15 protein-coding genes are annotated in these 23,850 nt (G+C 75.2%); 9 read left to right on the top strand and 6 right to left on the bottom strand.

What is annotated here, in order from left to right:
* The first annotated feature begins 40 nt into the window (after positions 1 to 40).
* The 6 genes from CLV56_RS12815 to CLV56_RS12790 are packed head-to-tail and all read left to right on the top strand — an operon-like array spanning position 41 to position 9,278.
* Positions 41 to 802: a 2,3-dihydro-2,3-dihydroxybenzoate dehydrogenase gene (locus CLV56_RS12815; RefSeq protein WP_211288062.1), complete on the top strand. Its 762-nt coding sequence runs from the start codon at positions 41 to 43 to the stop codon at positions 800 to 802.
* On the top strand, positions 799 to 2,043 hold the full coding sequence (locus CLV56_RS12810; RefSeq protein WP_100414930.1) for an isochorismate synthase: 1,245 nt from the start codon (positions 799 to 801) through the stop codon (positions 2,041 to 2,043). Before CLV56_RS12815 ends, CLV56_RS12810 begins: the two co-directional genes overlap by 4 nt.
* On the top strand, positions 2,040 to 3,731 hold the full coding sequence (locus CLV56_RS12805; protein ID WP_245857804.1) for a (2,3-dihydroxybenzoyl)adenylate synthase: 1,692 nt from the start codon (positions 2,040 to 2,042) through the stop codon (positions 3,729 to 3,731). The genes CLV56_RS12810 and CLV56_RS12805 overlap by 4 nt, the downstream gene beginning before the upstream one ends.
* Entirely contained in the window at positions 3,731 to 4,612 is an 882-nt protein-coding gene (locus tag CLV56_RS12800) for an isochorismatase family protein (RefSeq protein ID WP_211288061.1), read from the top strand. Before CLV56_RS12805 ends, CLV56_RS12800 begins: the two co-directional genes overlap by 1 nt.
* A complete protein-coding gene (locus tag CLV56_RS12795) occupies positions 4,609 to 8,634 on the top strand; it encodes a non-ribosomal peptide synthetase (protein WP_100414929.1) in 4,026 nt (1,341 codons plus the stop codon). The genes CLV56_RS12800 and CLV56_RS12795 overlap by 4 nt, the downstream gene beginning before the upstream one ends.
* Positions 8,625 to 9,278, top strand: a complete 654-nt coding sequence (locus tag CLV56_RS12790; protein WP_100414928.1) for a 4'-phosphopantetheinyl transferase family protein — start codon at positions 8,625 to 8,627, stop codon at positions 9,276 to 9,278. Before CLV56_RS12795 ends, CLV56_RS12790 begins: the two co-directional genes overlap by 10 nt.
* Positions 9,279 to 9,293: 15 nt before the next feature.
* Here CLV56_RS12790 and CLV56_RS12785 read toward each other — a convergent pair whose 3' ends face one another.
* Entirely contained in the window at positions 9,294 to 11,795 is a 2,502-nt protein-coding gene (locus CLV56_RS12785; protein WP_100414927.1) for a YncE family protein, read from the bottom strand.
* Between the two features lie 119 nt (positions 11,796 to 11,914).
* On the opposite strand from CLV56_RS12785, the gene CLV56_RS12780 reads away from it, so the two are divergent.
* From CLV56_RS12780 to CLV56_RS12770, 3 genes are read left to right on the top strand one after another with little or no spacing between them, the layout of a single operon-like run.
* Positions 11,915 to 14,491, top strand: a complete 2,577-nt coding sequence (locus CLV56_RS12780; protein ID WP_100414926.1) for an alpha/beta fold hydrolase — start codon at positions 11,915 to 11,917, stop codon at positions 14,489 to 14,491.
* Positions 14,488 to 15,120 (top strand): DUF98 domain-containing protein, encoded by a 633-nt coding sequence (locus CLV56_RS12775; protein WP_100414925.1) that lies wholly within the window; start codon positions 14,488 to 14,490, stop codon positions 15,118 to 15,120. Before CLV56_RS12780 ends, CLV56_RS12775 begins: the two co-directional genes overlap by 4 nt.
* On the top strand, positions 15,102 to 16,004 hold the full coding sequence (locus tag CLV56_RS12770) for a glycoside hydrolase family 16 protein (RefSeq protein WP_211288060.1): 903 nt from the start codon (positions 15,102 to 15,104) through the stop codon (positions 16,002 to 16,004). The genes CLV56_RS12775 and CLV56_RS12770 overlap by 19 nt, the downstream gene beginning before the upstream one ends.
* Before the next feature lie 19 nt (positions 16,005 to 16,023).
* Here CLV56_RS12770 and CLV56_RS12765 read toward each other — a convergent pair whose 3' ends face one another.
* Genes CLV56_RS12765 through CLV56_RS12745 form a run of 5 tightly spaced genes read right to left on the bottom strand, consistent with a single transcriptional unit; the run spans position 16,024 to position 23,846 of the window.
* On the bottom strand, positions 16,024 to 17,163 hold the full coding sequence (locus tag CLV56_RS12765) for a glycosyltransferase (RefSeq protein ID WP_245857905.1): 1,140 nt from the start codon (positions 17,161 to 17,163) through the stop codon (positions 16,024 to 16,026).
* 5 nt (positions 17,164 to 17,168) lie between these two features.
* Complete coding sequence (locus CLV56_RS12760) at positions 17,169 to 18,149, bottom strand: glycosyltransferase family 2 protein (protein ID WP_039353715.1); 981 nt, start codon at positions 18,147 to 18,149, stop codon at positions 17,169 to 17,171.
* A complete protein-coding gene (locus CLV56_RS12755; RefSeq protein ID WP_100414923.1) occupies positions 18,146 to 20,257 on the bottom strand; it encodes a hypothetical protein in 2,112 nt (703 codons plus the stop codon). Before CLV56_RS12755 ends, CLV56_RS12760 begins: the two co-directional genes overlap by 4 nt.
* Complete coding sequence (locus tag CLV56_RS12750) at positions 20,254 to 21,567, bottom strand: lipopolysaccharide biosynthesis protein (RefSeq protein WP_100414922.1); 1,314 nt, start codon at positions 21,565 to 21,567, stop codon at positions 20,254 to 20,256. The genes CLV56_RS12755 and CLV56_RS12750 overlap by 4 nt, the downstream gene beginning before the upstream one ends.
* Complete coding sequence (locus tag CLV56_RS12745) at positions 21,564 to 23,846, bottom strand: glycosyltransferase (protein ID WP_170224790.1); 2,283 nt, start codon at positions 23,844 to 23,846, stop codon at positions 21,564 to 21,566. Before CLV56_RS12745 ends, CLV56_RS12750 begins: the two co-directional genes overlap by 4 nt.
* Positions 23,847 to 23,850 lie beyond the last annotated feature (4 nt).

Raw genomic sequence — 23,850 nt, 5'->3', positions numbered from 1 at the left:
CAACATCTGATGAAGCAAAGCCTTGCCTTACCATCGAAGGGTGAGCTCCTCCACCCTCATCACGGGCGCCGCCGGAGGGATCGGGCGTGCGGTCGCGCGCCGCGTGCTCGCCGCCGGCGGACGCGTCGCTCTGCTGGACTCCGACCACGAGCAGCTCGAGCGGGTCGCCGCCGAGCTGGGCGCGGGCGACCGCGTCGCCACCCTCCCGACCGATGTGACCGACGCCGAGGCCGTCCAGCGGTCGCTCGCCGCCGCGACCGCCCGGTTCGGCACCGTCGACCACGCGGTGTGCGCTGCCGGGGTCCTGCGACCGGCGACGGTGCTCGACGGCTCGCCGGCCGACTGGGAGCACCACTTGCAGGTCAACGCGACCGGGACCTTCCACACCCTGCGCGCCGTGGTCCCGCCGATGATCGACCGGCGCCGGGGCGCGGTCGTCGTGGTCGGCTCGAACGCCGCTCAGGTCCCGCGCCGCTCGATGGCGGCCTACGCGGCCTCGAAGGCCGCGGCGGCAGCGCTGACCCGCTGCCTCGGGCTCGAGGCCGCCCCGTACGGCGTGCGCTGCAACGTCGTCGAGCCGGGCTCGACCGACACCGGGATGCAGCGTGACCTGTGGCGCGATCCGGACGACGGCGCCCGGCGCGCCGTCGACGGCGACCCGGCCGAGTTCCGGCTCGGCATCCCGCTCGGGCGGATCGCCGAGCCCGACGACGTCGCGGGCGTGATCACGTTCCTGCTGTCCGACGACGCCCGCCACGTCACGCTCCAGCGCGTCCTGGTGGACGGAGGGGCGAGCCTGTGACCCGGCCCGAGCCGCAGCACCAGGCCGCGCGCCAGGAGCGGGACACGACGCCGACGGCGGTCTTCGGGAGCCTCGGCGGGTTCCTCGTCGGACACGGCCGGGCGGACCTCGTCACCTCGGCCCGCAGCGACGACCCGACGCTGCCGGCCCGGGTCGGGGCCCGTCTGCGCGCACGAGCCGCGGACGGAGGCGGTCTCGTGCCGACGGCTCTGGGCACGCTGAGCTTCCGGCACGACCGCCCGGCGGCATTCGTCGTCCCGGCCCACCTCGAGCGCGTCGACGCGGTCACGCTGACCGAGCGGATGGACGACGGTGGCTGCGCACGACCGGGTGCGTTCGACGGCGCGCCGCGTGCGCTGGTCGAGCACCTGCTCCCCGACGACGCCGCCTACCGCTCGGCTGTGCGCAGCGTGCTGGACGAGCTCGACGAGCCGCGCTGCGGGCGCGACGGTCCCGCCCGCGACGGCGGGCTGCGCAAGGTCGTGCTGGGTCGCTGGCTCGACGTCGTCACCGCTCCCCGGGTCACGGCGACCGCGCTGCTGTCACGGCTCGTCCGGCGCGCCGGCCACGCCTACGCGTACCTCCTCTCCCCCGACGCCGTCGCGGGCAGCGACGCGACCCTGGTCGGCGCGAGTCCGGAGCTGCTGGTCTCGCGCCGCGGCCGTACGGTGCGGTCGGTGCCGCTCGCGGGCTCCGCGCCGCGCTCCGACGACCCGGGCGAGGACCGTCGGCGGGCTGAGGCGCTCGTGCGCTCGGCCAAGGACCGCCACGAGCACGCCTTCGTCGTCGACGCGATCGCCGAGGCTCTCGGGGGACCGTGCCGCGCGCTCGACGTCCCCGCGTCCCCCCACCTGATCGCCACCGACCGGATGTGGCACCTGGCCACCGACATCCGCGGCGAGCTCGCCGCAGGTGCGAGCGCCGCACCGTGCGCGCTCACGCTCGCCCAGCTCCTCCACCCGACCCCCGCGGTCTGCGGGACGCCGCGCCACCTGGCCGCCGACGCGATCGAGCGCCTGGAGCACCAGGAGCGAGGCGTGATGACCGGAGCGACCGGGTGGGTCGACGCCCGCGGTGACGGCGAGTTCGCCCTCACCATCCGGTCGGCGCTGATCGACGGTGACCTCGCCCGCCTGTACGCCGGCGCGGGGATCGTCGCGGGCTCCGAGCCGGCCCGGGAGGCCGACGAGACCGCCGCCAAGCTGCGCACCGTCCGCGACGCGCTCGAGGCCGCCCGATGACTCCCCGACCGATGACTCCCCGACCGAGCCGACGCAGCCCGTTCGCGCCGTGCACCCCGTACCCGCCCGACGTCGCCGCGCGCTACCGCGCCGCCGGGCACTGGCGGGACGACACGCTGGGCGACCTGCTGTCCGAGACCGCCCGCCGGCACCCCGGTGCCACCGCCCTGGTCGGGCCGTCGGCCCGCTCACGGCACACCCGGGTCCGGCTGACCTACCAGGCCCTGGTCGACCGCGTGGAGCGGGCCGCCGCGGTCCTCGCGTCGCAGGGTCTCGCGCCCGGGGACCGGGTGGTCGTCCAGCTGCCCAACGTCGCCGAGCTCGCCGTCGTCGTGATGGCGCTCTTCCGGCTGGGGGCGCTCCCCGTCTTCGCGCTCCCGGCGCACCGTGAGTCCGAGCTCGTCGCCTTCTGCCGGATCACCGACGCCGCCGCGCACGTGGTCGCCGGACAGGGGTGGGGCCACGACTACCTCGCGACCGCCGCCCGCGTCGCGGACACCCTGCGCGCGGAGCACCGCGACCCGCCGGTCGTGATCGACGTCGAGCGGTGCGACCTCGAGGCCGCGGACCCGGTGCCGCTGCGCCGCAGCACCCCGCACGGCGCACGTGCGTCCGAGGCGGTCGCGTTCCTGCAGCTCTCCGGCGGCACCACGGGGGTCCCGAAGCTGATCCCGCGCACGCACGCCGACTACCTGTACTCGGTGCGCGAGTCGGTCCAGATCTGCGGGGTCGACGCCACGACGGTGATGCTGGTGGCGCTCCCGGCCACGCACAACTTCCCGATGAGCTCACCCGGGATGCTCGGAGTCTGGATGGCCGGCGGGACGGTCGTGCTCGCCGGCGACCCCAGTCCGCGCACGGCGTTCGGGCTGATCGCCGCCGAGGGCGTCACGACGGCCCCCCTGGTCCCGCCCCTGGTGCAGGCGTGGCTCACCCGTGCCGAGCGGGACCGCGCCGCGCTGCACAGCCTGCGCACCCTGCTCGTCGGCGGGGCCCGCCTCCCCGACAGCGTCGCCCGCCGGGTCGGGCCCGAGCTCGGTGCGCAGCTGCAGCAGGTGTTCGGGATGGCGGAGGGCCTGGTCTGCTACACCCGCCTCGGCGACCCCGCGGACCTCGTGGAGACCACCCAGGGTCGACCGATCAGCGAGGCCGACGAGATCCTCGTGGTCGACGACCTCGGCACTCCGGTCGCCGAGGGCGACGAGGGCGAGCTGCTCACCCGCGGTCCGTACACGATCCGTGGCTACTACGGCACCGACGACCGGTCCTCGTTCACCTCCGACGGGTGGTACCGCACCGGGGACCGGGTGCGTGTGCTGCCGAGCGGTCACCTGCGGGTGACGGGCCGGTCGAAGGACCAGATCAACCGAGGCGGCGAGAAGATCGCGGTCGCCGAGGTCGAGGACGCCCTCCTGCGCCACCGGGCCGTCCACGACGCGGCCCTGGTCGCGGTGCCGGACGCCTACCTCGGCGAGCGCACCGTGGCGTTCGTCGTGGGCGAGCCGCTGGCGAACGACCTCACCGCGGGCTCGCTGACCGCCCACCTGCGGACGATCGGCCTGGCGGGGTTCAAGATCCCCGACCGGATCGAGATCGTCGACCGGTTCCCGACCACGGGGGTCGGCAAGACCAGCCGGGCCGAGCTCCGCCGTGCGCTCGCCCGCGGCTACACCGAGAGGAGCCAGTGATGACCCTGCCCCAGACCGTCTCCTACACGCCGGACGAACCGACCTGGTCGAACCGGCTGCCGTGGCGGCTCGACCCGGCACGCTCGGTCCTGCTCGTGCACGACATGCAGCGCTACTTCACCCGCGTCTTCGCGCCGGACTGCGTGGCCTACACCGACGCGGTCCGCCACTGCGCGGTCCTGCTCGACGCGGCACGTCGCGCGGGCGTCCCGGTCGTCTACACCGCGCAGCCCGGCGACCAGCCGGCGCACGCGCGCGGGCTCCTCGCCGACCGGTGGGGACCGGGGATCGGCGCGGACCCGGACCAGACCGACATCGTGACCGCGCTCGCGCCGCGCCCGGGCGAGACGGTGCTCACCAAGCACCGCTACAGCGCGTTCGCGCGCACCGACCTGGCGGAGCGGGTCCGCGCCGCCGGTCGCGACCAGCTGATGGTCTGCGGGATCTACGGACACATCGGGATCGCGGCGACCGCGACCGACGCGTTCATGCTCGACATCGCCCCGTTCGTCGCGGCCGACGCGGTCGCCGACTTCAGCGCGGCCGACCACACGCGCGCGCTGCACCACGTCGCCGCGACCTGTGGTGTCGTGCTCACCACGGCCGACGCCGTCTCGGCCTGGACACCACCGTCGGCGTGGGACGACTGGCTCGCGACCCGGCTCGGCCGGCTGCTCGACGACGAGGCGGCCGGCGCCGCGCTCGTCGCCGAGCCGTCCCGCAGCGTCTTCGACGCCGGGTTGGACTCGGTCCGCGCGTTCGACCTCCTGGACGAGCTCGCGGACCTCGGGGTCGACGTCGACTTCGTCGACTTCGCGACGAGCGGCTCGACGGGGTTCCTGCTCACCCGCATCGCCCGGGCGGGCGTCGCGACCCCGTGACCGGACCGGTGCAGGACCAGCCCGAGGGCGCCTGGTTCCCGCTGACCTCGGCACAGCAGGGCCTGTACTTCGCCCAGCTCCTCGCACCCGGCAGCCCCGCGTACATCACGGCCGAGGTCGTCGAGGTGGCCGAGGGCCTCGACGTCGCGCGGCTGACCGACGCCCTCGCCCGGACCTACGCCGACCACGAGCAGCTGCGGGTGCGGGTGCGCGTGGGACCGGACGGACCGCAGCAGCAGGTCCTCCGGCCGGGTCCGGTCGTGGTGCCGGTGCACGACGTGACCGACGAGGCCGACGCCCGATCCCGGGTCGGTGCCGCGATCCGTCGCCCGATGGACCTGGAGGCCGGCGAGGTGACCAGGACGGCGGTGCTGCGCTTCGGCGACGGACGGTGCTGGTGGCTGCACGCCGCCCACCACCTCGTCGTCGACGGGTTCGGGTTCGTCCAGCTCGCCCGCCGGGTGGCCGCGTACTACCGCGGCGCGACACCCGACCCGGTGACCGCCGGGGTCGCGGACCTGGTCACCGACGACGCCGCCCTCGCCGAGGTTCGGGAGGCCGACCGACGGCACTGGGAGGAGCGGACCGCGGACGCCACCGGCCCGTCGAACGTCGCGGGCCAGGTCGCCGAGGTCGCCGATCGTGCGTTGCGGGTCACCCTGGACCTTCCGGACGCGGTGCAGCAGGCCCTCCTCACGCAGGCGCGCGGCCTCGGCGCACGCTGGACCGAGGTCGTGGTGGGGGCTCTCGCCGCCTACCTCGCGCGGCTGGTCGAGCCGGGCACGACGGCGGTCCGGGTCGGTCTCCCGCTGATGAACCGCGCTGCGGCCGGTGAGCGCCCGCCGGCACGGGCCCGCACCGTGTGCACGGCCACGAACGTCCTCCCCGTGACCGCCCCGACCGACGTCAGGGTCGGCGACCTGGTCGGCGTGATCGCCGCCGAGATCGCCGACGCCGGCGCGCACGCGTGCTACCGGCAGGAGGACCTCGCTCGGACCCTGCGGCGACGCGGCGTCCCGGCGCCCTTCGGCCCGCAGGTGAACCTCGTGCCGTTCGCGCCGGTCCTCGACCTCGGCGACGCCCGCGGACGCATCCGCAACGTCACCGCGGGCCCGGTCGAGGACATGACCTGGTGCCTGCGCGGCGTCCTGGGGCGGGGCCCGGTGGCGCTCGAGATCGACGCCAACCCACGTCTGTACGACCGGGCGAGCACCGAGGCCCACGCCCACCGGATCGCCGCGTGGCTCGGGCGGTTCGCCGCGGCTGCGCCCGAGACCAGGATCGTCGACCTCCCGCTGCTGCCGCCGCAGGAGCACCACCTGGTCGTCGAGACGTTCAACGACACCGCCCACCCGGTCGCACCCCGCACGCTCGCGGAGGCGTTCGACGAAGCCGTCGGCGCCGGTCCCGACGCCGTCGCGCTGGTCTGGCGCGGACGGACGCTCACGTACGCCGAGCTGTCCGCCGAGGCCGACCGGGTGGCGGACGCGATCGAGCAGGCCGGGGCCGCCCACCCCGGCGCCGTGGTCGGGGTCGCGCTCGAGCGCTCGCCCGCGCTGTTCGCCGCCGTGCACGGGGTGGTCCGCTCCGGCGCCGCCTTCTGCCCCCTCGAACCGGGTCTGCCGCCCGCGCGGATCGCCGCGATGGTCGAGGACGCCGGGATCTCCGTGGTCGTCACCTCCGACGGGTCCGACGGCGCGCTGCCGTCCGGCGTGCACCGGATCGACATCGCAGGCCCGCCGTACGCGGAGGAGCCGCGCTCGGTGGAGCGCCGCGGGCGTCCGCCCGGCCGTCGCGCCGGCCCCGACGACCCCGCGTACGTCCTGTTCACCTCCGGATCGACCGGACGGCCGAAGGGCGTCGTCGTGAGCCACCGCGCGATCGACAACCGGTTGGCCTGGATGCAGCACCATCTCCCGCTGGCGCCGGGCGACCGGGTCCTGCACAAGACCCCGATCTCGTTCGACGTCTCCGTCTGGGAGCTGTTCTGGCCGCTGCAGGTCAGGGCCGGAGTCGTGGTGGCCGAGCCGGGTGCGCACCGCGACCCGCGTGCGCTCGCGGACGTCGTCGTCAGGGAGCGGGTCGACGTGCTGCACTTCGTGCCGTCGATGCTGCGGGTGCTCCTCGCCGACCGGCGGGCCCGCGAACGGCTGCAGGGCGCTCGGGTGCGGCACGTCGTCTGCAGCGGGGAGGCGCTGACGCCGGACCTCGTCGAGGGCGCGGCGACCGTCTTCGGGACCGCTCCGGTCAACCTCTACGGACCGACCGAGGCAGCCGTCGACGTCACCGTGCACGACACCGACCCGCGCCGGGACCGCACCCTGGTCCCCATCGGACGGCCGGTCTGGAACACCCGTGCCTACGTCCTCGACCCGGCCGGTCGTCCCCTCGGGATCGGGATGGCCGGTGAGCTGTGCCTGGCCGGCGTGCAGCTCGCCGACGGATACGCCGGTCGGCCGGACGCGACGGCCGCGGCGTTCGTGCGCCATCCGCTCGCGGGCGGCAGCCGCCTGTACCGCACCGGCGACCGCGCTCGCTGGCGTCACGACGGGACGCTCGAGTACCTCGGCCGGCTCGACGACCAAGTGAAGATCGCGGGTCAGCGGATCGAGCTCGGCGAGGTCGAGCAGGTGCTCGGTGCCGTCGCGGAGGTCGACGACGTCGCCGTCGTCGTGGTCCCCCGCGCTGCGGGCGCCGACGAGCTCGTCGCCTGCTACGTGCCGACGCGGCCCGCTGACGTCGTCGCGGCGGGCGGACCGCCCCCGGCCGGCACGACCTCCGACGACCACGCCACGTCCGACGAGCGCGCCGTGCGGGCGCTCACCCGTGCGGCGCGGGCGAGTCTCACCGACGCGATGCGCCCGTCCCGCTACGTGCCGCTGGCGGCGGTCCCGACCACCGCCAGCGGCAAGACCGACCGACGCGCTCTCGCCTCGACCGCCGCCCGCGCACCGGTCCCCCGACCGACGGCCGTGCCGCAGGACCGGACCACCGAGGAGGTGTGCCGTGCAGCCGGTCGCCTGCTCGAGACGAGCGTGGGCCCCGACGACGACCTCTTCGCGCTGGGCACCACCTCGCTGCTCGCCTTGCGGCTGCTCGGCGAGATCGAGGACGTCACCGGAGCGACGCTGCGGCTGTCCGACCTGTTCGAGAACCCACGCCCCTCCGCGCTCGCTCGCCTCGTCACCGCGACCCCGGACCGCGCGCGCGGCACGGACCGGCGTCACGACCTCGCCCGGATGATCACGCTGCGACCCGGGCGGTCCGGCCCACCTCTGATCGCGCTCCCGCCGGCAGGCGGCCTCGGCTGGTGCTACACGAGTCTGCTGCGCCACCTGCCACCGGACCTCCCGGTGCACGCTCTGCAGGCACCCGGCCTGGACGGCGCTCAGGACGAGGAAGGCGGCTGGCCGGAGAGCCTGACCTCCTGGGCGCGACTGATGCTCTCCGACATCCGGTCGCGCGCCGGCGACGGCCCTCTCCATCTGGTGGGCTGGTCCGTCGGGGGGATGGCCGCGCACGAGGTGGCGCGGCTCGCCCTCGCGAGCGGTGGCGAGGTCGGTGCCGTCGTCCTGCTGGACGCCTACCCCTCGGACCAGTGGCAGCACCTCGGTGCGCCGACCGAGACCGAGGCCCTCCGCGGTGTGCTGCGGATCGCCGGTCTGGAGGAGCGCGCCGACGAGAGTCTCGACCGCGCGCGCACCGTGGAGATCCTCCGCGAGGGTGCGAGCGCGCTGGCGGCGCTGCCGCCGCAGACGCTGGAGGCGAGCATCCGCAGCGTGCACGCGTGCGCGGCGATGGTCCGCAACGCCCGGCACGAGGTCCTGCACCACGACCTCGTGCACGTCACCGCAGCGGCACCGCGGGAGGAGCACTGGTTGAGCGCCAAGGCCTGGGAGCGGTACGTCGACGGCACGGTCGACGTCCGTAGGCTCGAGGCCACGCACCCCGACCTGGTCCGCGAACCGCACGTCGCGAGGGTGGGCGCGATCGTCACCGAGGAGATCGAGCGTTGGAGCTGAGCAGCCGCGTCGCGAGCACGGCCTCGGTCCTGGCCACGGCTCCGGACGCTCCCGACTGGCTGACGCCGCTCGAGCGGGACCGCTGGTCGGCCCTGCGGCGCGCCGACGACCGGGACGCGTTCGCGGCCGCGCACGTGCTCGTCCGCCAGGTCGCCGGCGAGGCTCTCGGACGCGACCCCCGGCGCCTGGTCGTCATCCAGTGCTGCGCGACCTGCGGCGGCCCGCACGGTCGCCCCCGGATCGACGGCGAGTCCCGGCTGCACGTGAGCCTGGCCCACACCCGCACCCACGTGGCCGCGCTCGCCGCCGACGAGGCCTGCGGCATCGACGTGGAGGATCTGGGTCGGCTGCGCGGTCGGGCGCTCCCGGCCCGGGCCCTGACCGCGCAGGAGCGGGCATGGGTGAGCGGCGCGGACGATCCCGCGAGGCGCTTCGGGATGATCTGGGTCCGCAAGGAGGCCCTCGTGAAGGCGGGCGCGATGACGATCGACGAGCTCGGCGAGGTCACGGTCGTCGGCGGCGACGGACAGTGGGCCCGCTGCGTCCGGGACACGTCCGTCGAGTCCCTCGACGCCGTCGGCGCGCTGGTCGCGGCGACGGCGCGGCGGGTGGCCGAGCCCGAGGCCCGACCACCCGCCGCGTAGCGAGGCTCCGCCAGGTCAGCGCCGCACCTTGAGGCGCAGCACCTGCTTCGCGCTCGTGTGCTTCACGCTTCCGTGGTAGCGCACGACGACCTTGTACGCCTTCTTGCGGGGCTTGAGGCGCGGCAGCCTCACGACCTTCTTGCCCCGCTTCAGGCTCGCGCGCACCGTGCCGCGCTTGCCCTTGACGGACACGCTGATGCGCCCGACCGGTCGCTGGGCCTGGCCCTTGACGACGACCTTGACCTTGCCGCGCCGCTTGCGCGTCGCCTTCTTCTTCACCTTCGTCGCGACCTTGGAGGCGCCGAAGACCCGGACCCGCCACCCGCTCGACGACGCGCGGTTGTCGGCGTCCCCTGCGTAGGCGACCCGGAGACGCTGGTAGCCGAGCGGGCCTCGCGCGGCGTACCGCACGGTCGCCTTGCCGTTGCCGCCGAGCTTCGCCGACCCGAGGGTGGTGCTGCGGCCGTTGCGGGCGCCGAGGACCCGCACGGTCCCGGTCGGGTCGTCGCCGCGCACGGCGACCCGTACGGCGCCGCGCTTGCCGAGGCGCACGCTCTTGGCGCCCGAGACACCGATGGTGGTGGCGACCGGGTTGCGGGGCGCCGCGGCGACCGCGAAGTCGGCCGTCTTCACCGAGCGAACCTCGTCGCCCGGCTTCAGCGAGCCCGTGAGCAGCCGCAGCGAGTGCGTGCCGGCCCCGAAGGCGGGCGTGCTGCCGCGGGCCCCCGAGGTCGATCCGTCGGGGAGCGCGACGTCGAACGAGAACGAGCCGTCGTCCCCGACCTCGATCGTCTGCCAGATCGTCCGGTTGCCGCTCCCGGAGGTGTGGGAGTACGCACCGTCGTCGATCTTCACGGCGATCGTGGACCCGCTGGAGCCGTCCCGGACCAGCCAGTTCTCACCCGACAGACGCACGGTGCCACCGACCTGGGCGTCGGCCGCGTCGAGCGTCACCGTCGGCTCGGCGGCCTCGTCCTCCGCGGCGGCCACCGTGAAGTCGGCCGTCTTGACCGAGCGGGTGGTGTCGCCGGTCTTGAGCGAGCCGGACAGCAGCCGCAGGGAGTACGTGCCCGGTTCCGCGGCCGGAGCGCTTCCCCGAGCACCGGCGTCGGTGCCGTCGGGCAGCGGCACGTCGACGGAGAACGAGCCGTCGTCCGCCGCGTCGACCGTCTGCCAGATGCTCAGGTTGCCGCTGCCCGCGACGTGGGAGTACGCCCCGTCGTTCAGCTTCACGGCGATCCGCGACCCGCTGGAGCCGTCGCGGACCAGCCAGTTCCGGCCCGTCAGCCGGACGGTGCCGCCGAGCTCGGCGTCGTCCGCCGCGACGCTGACGCTGGCCTCGGCCGGCTCGGGGTCCGGGTCCGGATCCGGGTCGGGATCCGGGTCGCCGGAGCCGGTCGGTGCGATCCGCCAGACCCGGGAGCGGTTGCCGTCCGCGGCCACGCTGTCCTCACGGTCGACGGCGTAGATCACATCGCCCACGGCCACCACGTCGTTGGGGGCGTAGCCGACGTCGATCGCGCCGACCCGCGCGCCGGTGTCGGCGTCGGTCACGAGGACCTGGCTGCCGCCGAAGACGGCCGTGAAGACCAGCCCGGCGTCGTGGTCGACGGCGACGTTCAGTGCAGCCGCGCCGGCGTCGACCGTCTCCAGGACGGTGCCGGTCGACAGCTCGACGGTGCGCAGGTCGCGCGAGTCCTGGCTCGCGACGTAGGCGCGGTCGCGGTCGAGGTCGACGGCGATGCCGGAGGCGCGCTGTCCTCCGGTCTGGGACACCACGCGGGTCTGCCTCGCGAGCGAGTCGAGCTCGACCAGCGCCCCGTTGTTCAGGTTGACCGTGTAGAGCAGCGCCGTGTCCTCGTCGACGACGAGGTCGAGCGACATCGGCGAGAAGCCGGCGGTCACCCCGCTGATCGTCTCGACCACGTCGTACGTCGTGGTCGAGATCTTCGTGATCGTGCCGCCGAGCGGGTCGGAGACGTAGGCCACGTCGCGGTACGGATCGATCGCGATGTCACGGCTGTGCCCCGCCTCGACGGTGGCGACGCGGTCGCCGCTGTCCTGGTCGAAGACGACGACGGCGTCCTCGCGGGTGGTCGACGTCCACACGGTGTCGTTCTCGTCGTCGACGGCGACGCCGTACATCCCCTCGACCCGCTCGCTCGCGGTCCCGGCGCCGAGCTCACGGGCCTCGATCGTGCGGCGGACCTCGAGCGTGTCGGGGTCGAGCGCGTTCAGCTCGGACTCGGCCGCCCGCGGGACGCCGTCGACGAACGCGTGCGCGGTGCTGGTGACCCAGAGGAGGTCGTTGGTCTCGGAGTAGGCGGCTTGGTAGTGGTACTTCCCGGCGACCGCACTGGTGACGTCGTAGGAGGTGCCGCCGACGTCGACGGTGGCGGCGGTCGCGGGCGCCGCCGCGACCAGGGCGCCGCCGGCGAGCGCGCCCGCCAGTGCCCCGGCCACCGTCACGCGGAGGCCTCGCGGCCGTACGCGGAGGGAGTTGCTGGTGCGTGTCATGACTTCCAAGGTGTCCTTTCACGGATCGCGTGAGGAGAAGTCCTCGGGAGGACCGTAACATCTGATGAAGGGTAGGCTAAGGTAACTTCGATCTGTCTCAGCCATCGGGAGAGCCCCACGTGTCCAGCACCGCCGTTCCCTCCGCGGTCGCCACGCCGGCCGGACCCCTCGACGCTTCGCCGGACCGCCGGCCGCTGCTGGACCGCCTCCACGCGGTCGTGGAGCGCCACGGCCCTGCCGACGCCGTCGTCGCGCACGACCACCGCCTCACCTACGCCCAGCTCGCCCGGCTCGCGACGGCGCTGGCGCGGCGCACGTCCCGCGGCGAGGGCCCCGTCGCCGTCCTGGCGGAGCAGGATGTCGCCGGGATCGTGGCGATGCTCGGCGTCGTGCTGTCCGGCCGCCCGCTGGTCGCCCTCGACGCGACCCTCCCCGACGACCGCCTCCGGGCGATCCTCGACGGCGCGGCCGCGACCCAGATCGTCGCGAGCGAGGCGACCCGCCACCGCGCGCGCGACCTGGCCGGCTCCGAGCCCACGATCCTGTCGGTGCACCCGAACGACCCGGCGGCACCGGACCCGAGCCCGGCCGCGTGGCCCACGGCCGTCGGACACGCCGACGACCCCGCCACGCTGGTCTTCACCTCCGGCTCGAGCGGCGCACCGAAGGGCGTCGTGCTCAGTCACGCGACCGTCGCGAACGGCGCACGGCTGTCGGCCCGTGCGATGGGCATCGTGCCGGGCGACCGCGTCGCGCTCGTGCTCCCGAGCGCGTTCGCCGCCGGCCAGGAGGTCGTCTTCATGACCCTGCTGAACGGCGCGACCCTGGTCTGTCACGACCCGCGTACGCACGGCACCCGCTCCCTGCCCGCCCTGCTCGAGCGGGTCACCACCCTCCACGCCACCCCCTCGCTGCTCCGGTCGCTGACCGCTGCGGTGCCCGCCGGCACGACCTACCCGACCGTCCGGCAGATCTCGACCTGCGGGGAGCCGGTGCACGGACGCGACGTCGCGGCAGCCCGCGCGGCGCTGCCCGCGGCACGGTTCTCGAACTACCTCGGCTCGTCCGAGACGGGCCACCTCACGTTCTTCCACCTCGAGCCGCACGAGCCCGCTCCCGAGGGCATCGTCCCGGCGGGCCGCCCCGTCGAGGGCAAGGAGGTCCTCGTGCTCGACGAGGCCGGCGCAGCCGCACCGGCGGGCACCGTGGGCCGGATCGTGGTCCGGTCCCACCACCTCGCGAGCGGCTACTGGCGCGACCCCGCACGGACCGCCGCCGCCTTCGGCACCGAGCCCGACGGCCGTACGTCGTACACCTCGGGGGACCTCGGCCGCCTGTTGCCCGACGGATCGCTGGTCCTCGGCGGACGGGCGGACTCGGCCGTCAAGGTCCGCGGGTACCTCGTCGAGCCGGCCGAGGTGGAGGCCGTGCTACGCGACGTGCCCGAGATCGTCGACGCGGTCGTCCTGGCCCGCGGAACCGGCCGCGAGACCGCACTCGTCGCCTACGCCTGTCCCGACCCCGACCGCCGTACGCCGTCCGTCGCCGCCCTGCGCGCGGCGCTCGCCGCACGTCTCCCGGCCTGGATGGTGCCGCAGCACGTCGTCCTGCTCGCCGACCTCCCCCGCACCGAGCGCGGCAAGGTCGACCGGCAGGCGCTGCCCCGGCCGCCGACACGCGCCCTCCGTCCGGGCCCCGCCGACCAGTGGGAAGCGCTGCTCGCCGGGATCTGGTGCCGGTGCCTCGAGCTGGAGGAGGTCGGACGCGACGAGAGCTTCACCGCGCTGGGAGGCGACTCGCTCGCCGTCGAGGAGATGCTCGACGCGGTCCGCGACGCCACCGGCGTGGACCTGCCGACCTCGGCGCTCGGCTCCGCGGCGACGCTGCGCGAGCTGGCCGCGCTGGTCGCCTCCCGGACCCGGCGTCGCCGGCGCACCGCGGCGGCCGGCGACCCGGCCGTCCTGCTCCGCCTGAGCTCGGCGGGCGACGCGGCGCCGGTCGTCTGCCTGGCCGGAGCCGGCGGGACCGGCCTGCTGTTCTCCGACCTCGCCCGTCTGGTCGGCACCGACCGGCCCGTCCACGCGCTGCAGACCCACGGGCTGGAGAACCTCGGGATCCCCGACTGGTCCGTGGCGGCCGCCGCCCGCCGCTACCACCGACACGTCGACCGGCTCCACCCCGACGGACCGCTCGTCCTGGTCGGCCACTCGCTCGGCGGGCTCTTCGCGCTCGAGCTCGCCCACCGCCTCCAGGCCGCCGGGCGACCGACCCCGCTGCTCGTGCTGCTCGACACCGTGCTGCCGCCGTCGGCGGCCGTCGCCTCCGGCGACCCCGCCCCCCGGATCAGGATCGCGGGCGGCCGCGAGCAGACCCGGACCGAGCTGTGGCGGACCCGCCTCCAGCTGCTCGGCGCCGGGCTCTACCCGTACTCCGTGCCGACCCGCAACGACGTGTTCTTCCAGCACGGACTACGGCTGACCGACCGCTACCGGCCGCGGCCGTGGGACGGCCCCACCGAGCTCTTCCTGACTCGCGAGAACATCGACGACCGACGCTGGTGGGACCAGGTCCTGGTCGGACCGCGGCGGGTGCACGAGCTGGAGACGAACCACGTCGGCATCCTCAAGCCGCCCTACGTCGACGCCGTCGCCGCGCGGATCGGCGACGCCGTCGCCACGTGGGAGGACGCCCGATGAGGACGTCGACCGAGCCGAGTGCGCGCGGAGCGTCCGACGACATCCCCGGGCTGGGACGGGTCGAGCAGCTGGTGCTGCGCGGCGACGGCCTGACCACGACGTCGCTGGAGATCCTCACCGGGACCCCGATCGACGTGGTCGTCGACGAGCACTGGCTCCTCCCGCTCCACGACGCCCTGGAGACGCTCGCAGACCAGGGCTCCGGGTACACCGGGACCAGCGCCCACCAGACGGGCGAGGCGGTCCGGGACGCGTACGACCTGCTCGACGCCCACGGCGACGAGACGCTCCTCGTACGCGAGATCGGGCACCGCGGCCGCGACGGCCGCCGGTACGGCGCGTCGCGCGCCGTGATCGTGCTCGACCGGCTGCCGGTCGACGTCGCCCGCCGACTCGCGTCCAGCGACGAGCCGATCGGACGCGCGCTCGCCGCGAGCGCCGTGACGGTCGATCGCGAGCTGCGCCGCTGGGGCCTCAGTCCGTGCGGCCCGCGGGCACGGCGGTTGTCGGGCGCGGTCCGCGCCGGCGACCCGCTGCCGTCGCGGCGCTACCTGATGCGGCGACGCGACGACGGCCGGCCGATGGCCGGGTTCACCGAGTGGTTCGCCCCGTGCGTCTTCGGCCGGTGATCCGCGTGCCGGCCCCTGCTCCGGGTCACCCACGCCAGACGCGCCGCCGCTCCGGCCGACTCCGTCCCCGCGTCGCCGCGGCGACGGCGGCGGCGCTCGCCGCGGTCCTCCTCGTCGGCTGCACCGCGTCCGGGGCCGACGAGCCGGCCGCACTGGTCTGGTCGGACGAGTTCGACGGCGATGCCGGGGCACCGCCGTCGACCGGGCGCTGGCGCATCCTGACCGGCGCCGGCGGTTGGGGCAACGACGAGCTGCAGGCCTACACCTCCGAGGCCGACAACGTCGCGCTGGACGGCGAGGGCCACCTGAGGATCCGCGCCCTCGCCGAGCCCACCCTCGACGCCGAAGGACGCCCGGCCGCGTACACCTCCGCGCGGATCGAGTCGCTGCAGGCGTTCACGTACGGACGGATCGAGGCACGGATCAAGGTCCCGGCGGGTCAAGGGCTGTGGTCGGCGTTCTGGACCCTCGGCCAGGACCACGAGTCGGTCGGCTGGCCGCGTTCGGGCGAGATCGACGTGCTCGAGACGTTCGGCGACACCCGCGACCTGCACGCCAACGCGCACGCGGCCTCGCGCGAGCCCGCCGACGGCGGCCGCTGGCAGGCCCTGGGAACCACGACGCTGGACGAGCCGCTGGCCGACGGGTGGCACGTCTACGGCGTGGACTGGACCGGCGACGCGCTGGTCTTCACGCTCGACGGGACGGAGCACCATCGGATCCTGCGCGCGGACCTGAGCGGCGAGCAGCGCTGGCCGTTCGACGGCCCGCAGGTCCTCCTGCTGAACCTCGCCGTCGGCGGCAGCTGGCCCGGGCCGCCCGACGACTCGACGGTGTTCCCGGCCGAGCTGCTGGTCGACTGGGTGCGCGTGCACGCCGACTGAGCCGAGGCCGCGTCGGGGCCTACCACCGCTCGGCGAGGAACGCCGCCCACTCGTCCAGCACGCGAGGCTCGTCGTGATGCTCGATCAGCCGGCGGGCCCCGGCGCCCAGCTCGGCTCGTAGCGCCGGGGAACCGACCAGCCCGTCGAGGGCCGCAGCGAACCCGTCGACGTCACCGACGTCGACCAGCACGCCGCTGCGGCCCGGGCGGACCAGCTCACGCACCCCCGCGCCCGCATCGGTGCTCACCGTCGGCAGGCCCGCGCACATCGCCTCCGCGATCACCAGCCCCATGCCCTCGTGGACGCTCGACAGCGCGTGCACGGAGCTGCGCGCGAACACGCCCTGCAGGTCGTCGGTCGGTCCGCACAGCCGCGCGGGCACCCCGAGGCGGTCGATCTGGCCGGCCAGCGGGCCGCGCAGCGGCCCGTCCCCGTAGAGGTCCAGGCGCCACCCCGGATGCCGCGGCGCCACCCGGGACCACGCCTCGATCATCACGTGCAGGGCCTTCTGGTCGTCGTAGCGGCTCCCGGAGACGATCACCGGCTCGCGCCGCTCGACGAGCCCGTCCCGGCCGAGCCCGGTGACGTCGACGGGATTGCGCAGGGTGACCGTCCCCGCGACGCCCGCACGCTCGAACGCCCGCCGGTCGGTCTCGTTGAGCAGTCCGACCGCGCCCGCGCGCCGGGCGAGCCGGCGCAGCCGCGCGACGTCGCGGTGCAGCAGCGCCGCCTCGTACGAGTCGTGGTACTGCACGACGAACCGTCGGCCACCCAGCCCGGCGGCGGCGAGGTACTCCGCGGAGCGCAGCTGCGTGGCGACCACCACCGCATCCGGCCGTGCGGCGAGGTAGTCGCGCAGCCGGACGACACCGCGGTCGAAGGCCCCGACACCGCCCCCCTGCCCGCGCACGCGCAGCTTGGCACGGCGCCACGGTGTCGTCGGCGAGTACAGCAGGGTCGGGGACGCGCCGACGAGCACGTGCTCGTCGGCGAGTCCCCGGCTCGGCATCACGTACGGATCGGCGTCGGGGAACAGTCCGAGCAGCTCGACCCGGACCCCGCGGTCGGCGAGGCCGTCACCGACCTGCCGCAGCACCCGCTGCACGCCCCCGAGCGCGTCCAGGCTGTCCATCGCGAGCACGAGGTGCCGGTCGGCCATCGCGCTCACCGGACCCTCAATGCACCGGAGTACAGCCTCGGCGAGGTGCGCAGGACCGCCGCCGCCCGCGCCAGCGGCCACGATCCTCGTGCCGCCAGCACGGCGAGGTCGCGGGTCCGTACGAGCGCGCGGGCGTCGCGCACGGCCCGGCTGTTCAGCGGGGCGCGACCGTCCGCGTGCTGCGCCCGCAGCGCCATGTTGGCGAGCGGGAGGATCACCTCGCGGTAGCGGTAGCGACGGAACGCGGCGCGCAGCTGCGGGTCCCGGTCCCCGCTCAGCGCCCGTTCGACGTCGGCCAGCTGGGCGAGGAGATCGAAGGTGTGCGGGCCGAACCGGCTCGAGAGCGACCCCGCGCTGCGGCGGTACCGGTAGAGCGGCTCGTCGACGACCGCGACCCGCTCCGACGCGAGCGCCAGACGCAGGACGGTCCCGAGGTCCTCGTACGCCACTCCGTCCGGGAACGGCGCGTCACCGAGACCGGTGCGGCGAAAGATCCGGTTCGCCGGATATCCACGCACGCGTCCGTCGAGGAGCGCGATCGCGAACGCACGCCCGGTCAGGACGTCCGCACCGAGCGGCTCCTCGACCGGACCCTCCGGAGCGCCGCCGCCGAAGCGCAGGGTCCGGCACGTCGCGGAGTCCGCACCGGACGCCTCCAGGGCCCGCACCAGCCGCTCCACGAGCCGTGGGGCGGCGACGTCGTCGGCGTCGCAGAACCAGACGAGGCTCCCGCCCGACGCCGCGAGCCCGGCGTTGCGCGCGGCACCCGGCCCCGCGTTCGCCGGCATCCGGACGATCGTCGGGTCCAGCCCGCCACGGCGCGCTGCCTCCACGGCGATCCGCACCGAGGCATCACCGCCGCGGTCGTCGACGAGGACCAGCTCGTCGACCCTGCGCGTCTGGGCCGCGATCGAGCGGACGCAGTCGGCCACGTACGCCTCGACGCGGTAGACCGGCACCACGACGCTGACGCGCTCAGCGGTCATCGTGCCCGCCACGTCGCAGCAGGCGTGTCGGTGAGCCCGCCCGGAAGGTAGCGGAGCACCAGCACGCCGTCCTCGGCGAGGACGACGTCCCACCCGGAGCGCGTCACCAGCAGGTCGCGCATCCGGTCGAGCGTCCCCGGAGGGTAGAGGCCGTAGTAGTCGGCGTAGGCGTCCATCGCGTCGGAGAAGATCAGATACGTCGGAAGCGCGGCGCTGCTCCGGATCGACCGCTCCAGCAGCACGGCGTCGACGACCGAGGTGAAGTCGAGGTCGGCCGCCTCGATGGCGTAGGCGGAGCGGTCGAAGTCCCACTGGTCCTCCAGCCGCCACGCGTACGCGCCGGTGGCGCGGTCGGGCCACCGCGGGACCGCCGCCGACAGGTACGCGTCGCCCGGCACCTCGTCGAGGAGCAGGCGCGACGTCCGGACCTCCGCCTCCGAGACCCGGTCGAGGAACCACGAGTCGTACGTCGCCTGGGCGCACACGGCCGCCAGCAGACCCAGCCACACGACCCCTGCCGTGAAGCGCACCCAGGACGCCCGCAGCAGAGCGACGACCGCGCCGGCGATCGCGACCGCGCAGCCGGGCACGGTGAACAGCATCACCCGCAGGACCGCCTCGCCCCCGTAGCTCTGGGCGAGCAGCAGCGCGAACGGGCTGAACGCGACGATCGCGGTGATCACCCAGCCCTCGCGGCGCCGCAGTGCCGCGACGGCGAGCACCGCGGCAGCCGATCCCCAGACGGCGAGGGCGGCTGCGCGGGCCACCGTGGAGTCGAGACGTTGCTGGTCGGACGGATCGACGCCGATCGTCGTCCGTGCATTCTGGACCGCGTCGCCGAACCCGCTGAAGATCCCGTAGTGCGCGACCGCGTCGTAGTGCAGGGCGAGGTAGCCGAGCGCGAGGGCGGCCATCGCGGCGGGCAGCCACCACCGTCGGCGGAGCACGAGGGTGAGGAGCAGGGTCGCCCCGAGCACCCAGTACGGGGTCAGCTGGTGGGACACGACCAGCGCCGCGTACAGCCCGAGCGCCGCCCAGGCCGCCGAGCGCGGAGCCTCACGGTCCACGACGAGCGCGAGCACCGCGGTCGCGAGCACGATCGCGACCGCCTGCGGCGCGAAGTAGTCCTGCCCGACCCAGTTCACCACGACGGCGACCAGACCCGCGGCCACGGCCACGTCCCGTGACCCGCCGAGCGCCCGCGCCAGCGCGGCGACCGCGAGCCCGAGCGCGAGCTCGAGCGCCGGGGTCGTCCACCGCGCCAGGTCGATCGCCGCGATGCCCGAGGCGTCCGACAACCACGCCGCCCCGGCGAAGAAGCCCGGCCACGCCTGGTACACGTCCAGCCCGCCCAGCACCGAGCCGCGGCTCTGCATCAGGTCGACGACGCCGAGGTGCTTGTAGGTCCAGTGGTAGACGGGGACGCTCGACGCGAGCGTGCCGGTGCCGCGCACGACCACGAGGAGCACGAGGGCCGCCAGTGAGGCGAGCCCGGTCCGTCCAGCGCGCAGCGCGAGCCCGAAGCCGACCAGACCGGCGGCCACAGCGATGCCGAACGGCCACCCGACGACCGCGAGCAGCCCGCCCGCACGGGCGTCGGCGTCGAGCGCACCCAGGACCGCGACCACCCAGGCGGCGAGCGCGACGGCCAGGCAGACCGCCACCGCGGACGTGGTCCGGCTCGGACGGACCGGCCCTCGGAGCAGGCGTCGACGACCCCCTCCCCAGCCGATCAGCGTCGAGCGGCGACGCAGCACCGTCCGTACGCTCACCACCACCACCGCGGCGCCGGCGAGGACGGTCAGGAGGCCCGGGGCCCACAGACCCAGCCACAGGGCGAGGCTGCCGCACGCGATCGTGGTCGCCAGGCCGACCGCGGGGACGAGCAGGGCGTAGCGCGACGCCGCGGCCGGGCGCAGGCTCAGCAGCAGGACGCCGGGGACGAGCAGGTACAGCCCGAGGACAGCCGGCCCGACGGGCCGACCGACGGCGACCGAGGCGGACGCGACCGCCCCGACCACGGCGCACGCCGCGGCTGCGACCACCGGACCGGCCGCCGCTGCCGGCGGGACCGACGCGACGTCGCTGCGGTCGAGCACGGTCGTCATCGCAGCGCCCTCCGATCGGCCGGGACGGTGGACCCCGCACCGACGGCGGGATGCCGGCCGGGTGCGTCGTCGCGCGAGGCCCCGGTGATCCGTCGCACGGCGAGCATCGTCGGGACGGCGACGATCGCGGCGCACGCCGACTCGGTGGCCAGCATCGCCACACCGACGCCGGTGACCCCGAGCGCGTCGACGAGCAGCAGCGTGCCCCCGATGATGCCGACGACGGCCACCACCTGGACGGCGACGAGCAGACGCAGCCGGCTCTCCAGCCGGCACAGCAACGCGTACGCCCCGACGAAGGTCTGCGGCAGCAGGGCCGCTCCGGCGACCTGCAGGTAGCGGCCGGACTCCGCGGCGTAGTCGACGCCGACCAGCCGCAGCATGAGGGGTCCGATCAGTGCCAGCCCTGCGGCGCCGGCCAGCCCGAGCGCGACCAGCATCCGGGCGAGCTGCCGCAGCGCCGCTCGGGGGTCGGCCCCGGGCTGGGCCGCCTCGGCGATGAACGAGGAGCCGCACGCCGCGATCATCATCGTCACCGCCACCACGATCACCTGGGCGACGTTGAAGTGGGCCGCGCTCTCGGGACCCAGGCGGTCGAGCACGATCAGCGGCAGGCACAGCGGCGTCACCGTGCCGACCAGCATGAGCGCGAGCACGGCGCCGTGGTGCGACAGCAGCAGCCGCACCCTCGGCAGGGTGGGGTCCGCGGCGGCGACGGCGCGGCTCCCGCGGGCCAGCGCCCACACCAGCGTCGTCGTCGTGGCGACCAGCGCGAGCAGCGTCCAGGATCCGTAGATCGCGACCGCACCCGTACCGGCGAGCGGGACGAGAACGGCGAGCTTCGCGACACCGAACCCGACGTTCTTCGCCGCGACCGCACGCGGCTCGCGCAGCCCCACCGCGATCGGGTCGGCGAGCGCGAACAGCGCGAGGGCGACGACGACCGCAGGGAAGGCGACGCGCTCGACCGACGCGTCGAACATCGCCGGCGACGGGTCGATCGCCGCGAACACGCAACCGATCAGCATCCCGCTGAGCCCGACCGCGCCGATCCCGCCGGCGATCAGCGCGCGCACGCGGTGGCCGGACGCAGGGAGGAACCGCTCGTACATCCCGCCGAGCGACAGGCACGCCAGCGTGCCGAGCATCGTCGCGGTGGTGACGACGGTCGAGGCACGACCGACCTCCGCCGTCGCGAACGTCCGCTCCGCCGCGTACCAGTAGGCGAACCCGAGGATGCTCGTCGCGGCCGACGAGAGCAGCAGGACGCCTGCGTTGCGCTCCATCCGCGACCCGGGCAGGACGCTCACCGCCCGGCCTCGCAGCCCACCGAGGCGGACGGCCGCTGCCGCCGCGTCGCCGCACGGGACCGGACGTACAGCCAGGGCCCCGCGACGTACCCCCGCACCTCGGCCCGCACCACGTCGGCAGGGTACGCGGCGGTGCGCGACTCGTTCTTCGGCGATCCGGGGTCGAGCAGCAGACGCGCCGCCGCGGGGAGGACGCGCAGCACCCGCAGAGCCGTGGCCGGCCGGGTCACGACGAGCTTGGTGACCGAGGCCGCCATCCCCGACCCGTAGCCGAACATCTGGGTGCGCAGCGCGTCGAGCGAGTCGCGGTGGTGGTGGCGGACGACGGCAGCCGGGAGGTAGAGGACGGTCTCCCCCTCGAGGTAGAGCGTGCGGAGGATGTCGAGGTCCTCTCCACCCCGGGTCGGCGTCCCGGCGCCGAGCGCGACGTCGAACCCCCCGACGCGGCGCAGCACGTCGGCACGGAACGCCATGTTGTTGCCGGACCCCATCTCCCCCGCGCCGTACGGGAACGCGACGCCGCGCCGACCCGGGCGGGCGGCGCCGCCGAGCGGGCGCTGCGCCGGCGTCCGCGCGGACCAGTACGTGGCGGCGAAGCCCTTGCCGAAGCCGCCGGTCTCCTCGAAGAGCAGCTGGGCCGACGTGTCGAACCCGGCCGGAACCACGAGGCCGGTGACGCACGCGGGGCCCGAGGCCAGGTCGGGCCCGAACCCGCGGAGCAGCGCCGAGACCCAGTCGGCGTCGGGCCGGGCGTCGTCGTCGGTGTAGGCGACGATCGCGCCGCGAGCCGCCGCCAGACCGGTGTTGCGGGCCTCGGACAGCCCGCGGCGGGGTTCGTCGACGATCCGCACGCGGGCGTCGGTGACCGGCGCGAGCAGACGGCGGACGGTGCCGCGCGCAGGGTCGTTGTCCACGACCACGACCTCGAGGTCGGGGTGGTCCTGGGCCAGCACGAGGTCCACGGTCGCGCGCAGGCGCGGGTCCTGTCCGAGCGAACAGACGACCACGGTGATCGACGCGTCGACGGGCGGCATGCCCCACGGCCAGCGCTCCGGGCGGGTCGTGGGTGAGTCTCCGACCACGTCCTTCACCTGCTCGCGGAGCCGCGGCGGGGTTGCCCGGTCCAGCCTGACGAAGGCGGTCGGCCAGCCGTGGTCGCGTACGAGCACCGCCGCCTCGCCGCGCGCGTTGACGGCCCCGTCCCCCGGGGCCTGGTCAGCGTCAGCCCCCAGCTCGAGGTCGGTGCAGGCGATCGGGACGAACCCGCGTGAGTCGGCACCCGCTCCCGGGTCGGCTCCTCCACGCGCTCGGAGCGCCGGCGTCGCGTGCGAGCGCGTACCGAGGCCGAGGGCCCGGCTGCCGAGGTACCCGGCTGCCGTCGCCAGCACGGCCGCGGCGAGCACGACGGCTCTCGACGGCCCGGCGACGTCACCGCGCCGCAGCGGCGCGACCAGGTGCGTGACCACGCCGGTGGGGACGACCCGGCGCAGGTAGTCGCGCTCCGACGCGAGCGCCGTCCCGGGGCCGGCCATCCTGGCCAGCCGAGCCTTGGAGCGCCCCTCGTGCCAGCCGCGACGCAGGACGTACCCGAGGCGAGCGCGCTCGGACGGTACGTCGTGGTCGACGACGGCGCCGGTGATCCGCACGATCCGTCCGTCGGGGACGGCCCCGGCGATCCGGATCGCCAGCTCGGTCTCCTCGCACCCCACCGGGAGCGCGCCGACCCGTCCGAGCTCCTCGCTGAACCCGCCGACGCGGTCGAGCGCGTCCGCGCGGACCGCCATGCTCGCCCCGATCGGGTTGCGGACCTGGGCCCCGTCCCCCGGCAGGCCCCGGTAGTCGCAGCCCACCACCCAGCCGAGCTCGACGGGGAACCAGCGTGGCGCGTCGTCGACCCACCGCGCTCGGACGGCACCACCGACCGCCACGACGTCGTCCTCGGCGAACGCGTCGCGCATCGCCGCCAGCCATCCGGCGCGCGGGCACGCGTCGTCGTCGAGGAAGGCCACGACACCACGCCCGACGGAGCGTGCGGCCCCGGTGTTGCGGGCGCCGGACAACCCGGGTCTGCCCTGCGACGCCACCACCTCGCAGTCCAGCGACGCACGGCACGCGCGCAGGAGCCCGGGGTTGTGGTCGATGACGACCACGAGACGGTCGTCGTCACCGAGCTGGGCGCGCACCGCCACGACCGCGCGCCGCAGGGCGGCCAGCCGACGCTCGGTGTACGCGCAGATCACGACCGTGACCGGTGGCGCAGACGGGGATGCGGGGGTCACGAGG

Source organism: Mumia flava, from assembly GCF_002797495.1.
GTDB classification, from domain to species: domain Bacteria; phylum Actinomycetota; class Actinomycetes; order Propionibacteriales; family Nocardioidaceae; genus Mumia; species Mumia flava.
This window is presented reverse-complemented; position numbering and strand designations above follow the sequence as displayed.

What these genes read in the sequence shown, in the direction of transcription:
- CLV56_RS12775 (WP_100414925.1), top strand. Translation starts at nt 14,488, where the DNA reads ATGAGGACGTCGACCGAGCCGAGTGCGCGCGGAGCGTCCGACGACATC.
- CLV56_RS12765 (WP_245857905.1), bottom strand. Translation starts at nt 17,163, where the DNA reads ATGGCCGACCGGCACCTCGTGCTCGCGATGGACAGCCTGGACGCGCTC.
- CLV56_RS12755 (WP_100414923.1), bottom strand. Translation starts at nt 20,257, where the DNA reads ATGACGACCGTGCTCGACCGCAGCGACGTCGCGTCGGTCCCGCCGGCA.
- CLV56_RS12760 (WP_039353715.1), bottom strand. Translation starts at nt 18,149, where the DNA reads ATGACCGCTGAGCGCGTCAGCGTCGTGGTGCCGGTCTACCGCGTCGAG.
- CLV56_RS12785 (WP_100414927.1), bottom strand. Translation starts at nt 11,795, where the DNA reads ATGACACGCACCAGCAACTCCCTCCGCGTACGGCCGCGAGGCCTCCGC.
- CLV56_RS12805 (WP_245857804.1), top strand. Translation starts at nt 2,040, where the DNA reads ATGACTCCCCGACCGATGACTCCCCGACCGAGCCGACGCAGCCCGTTC.
- CLV56_RS12800 (WP_211288061.1), top strand. Translation starts at nt 3,731, where the DNA reads ATGACCCTGCCCCAGACCGTCTCCTACACGCCGGACGAACCGACCTGG.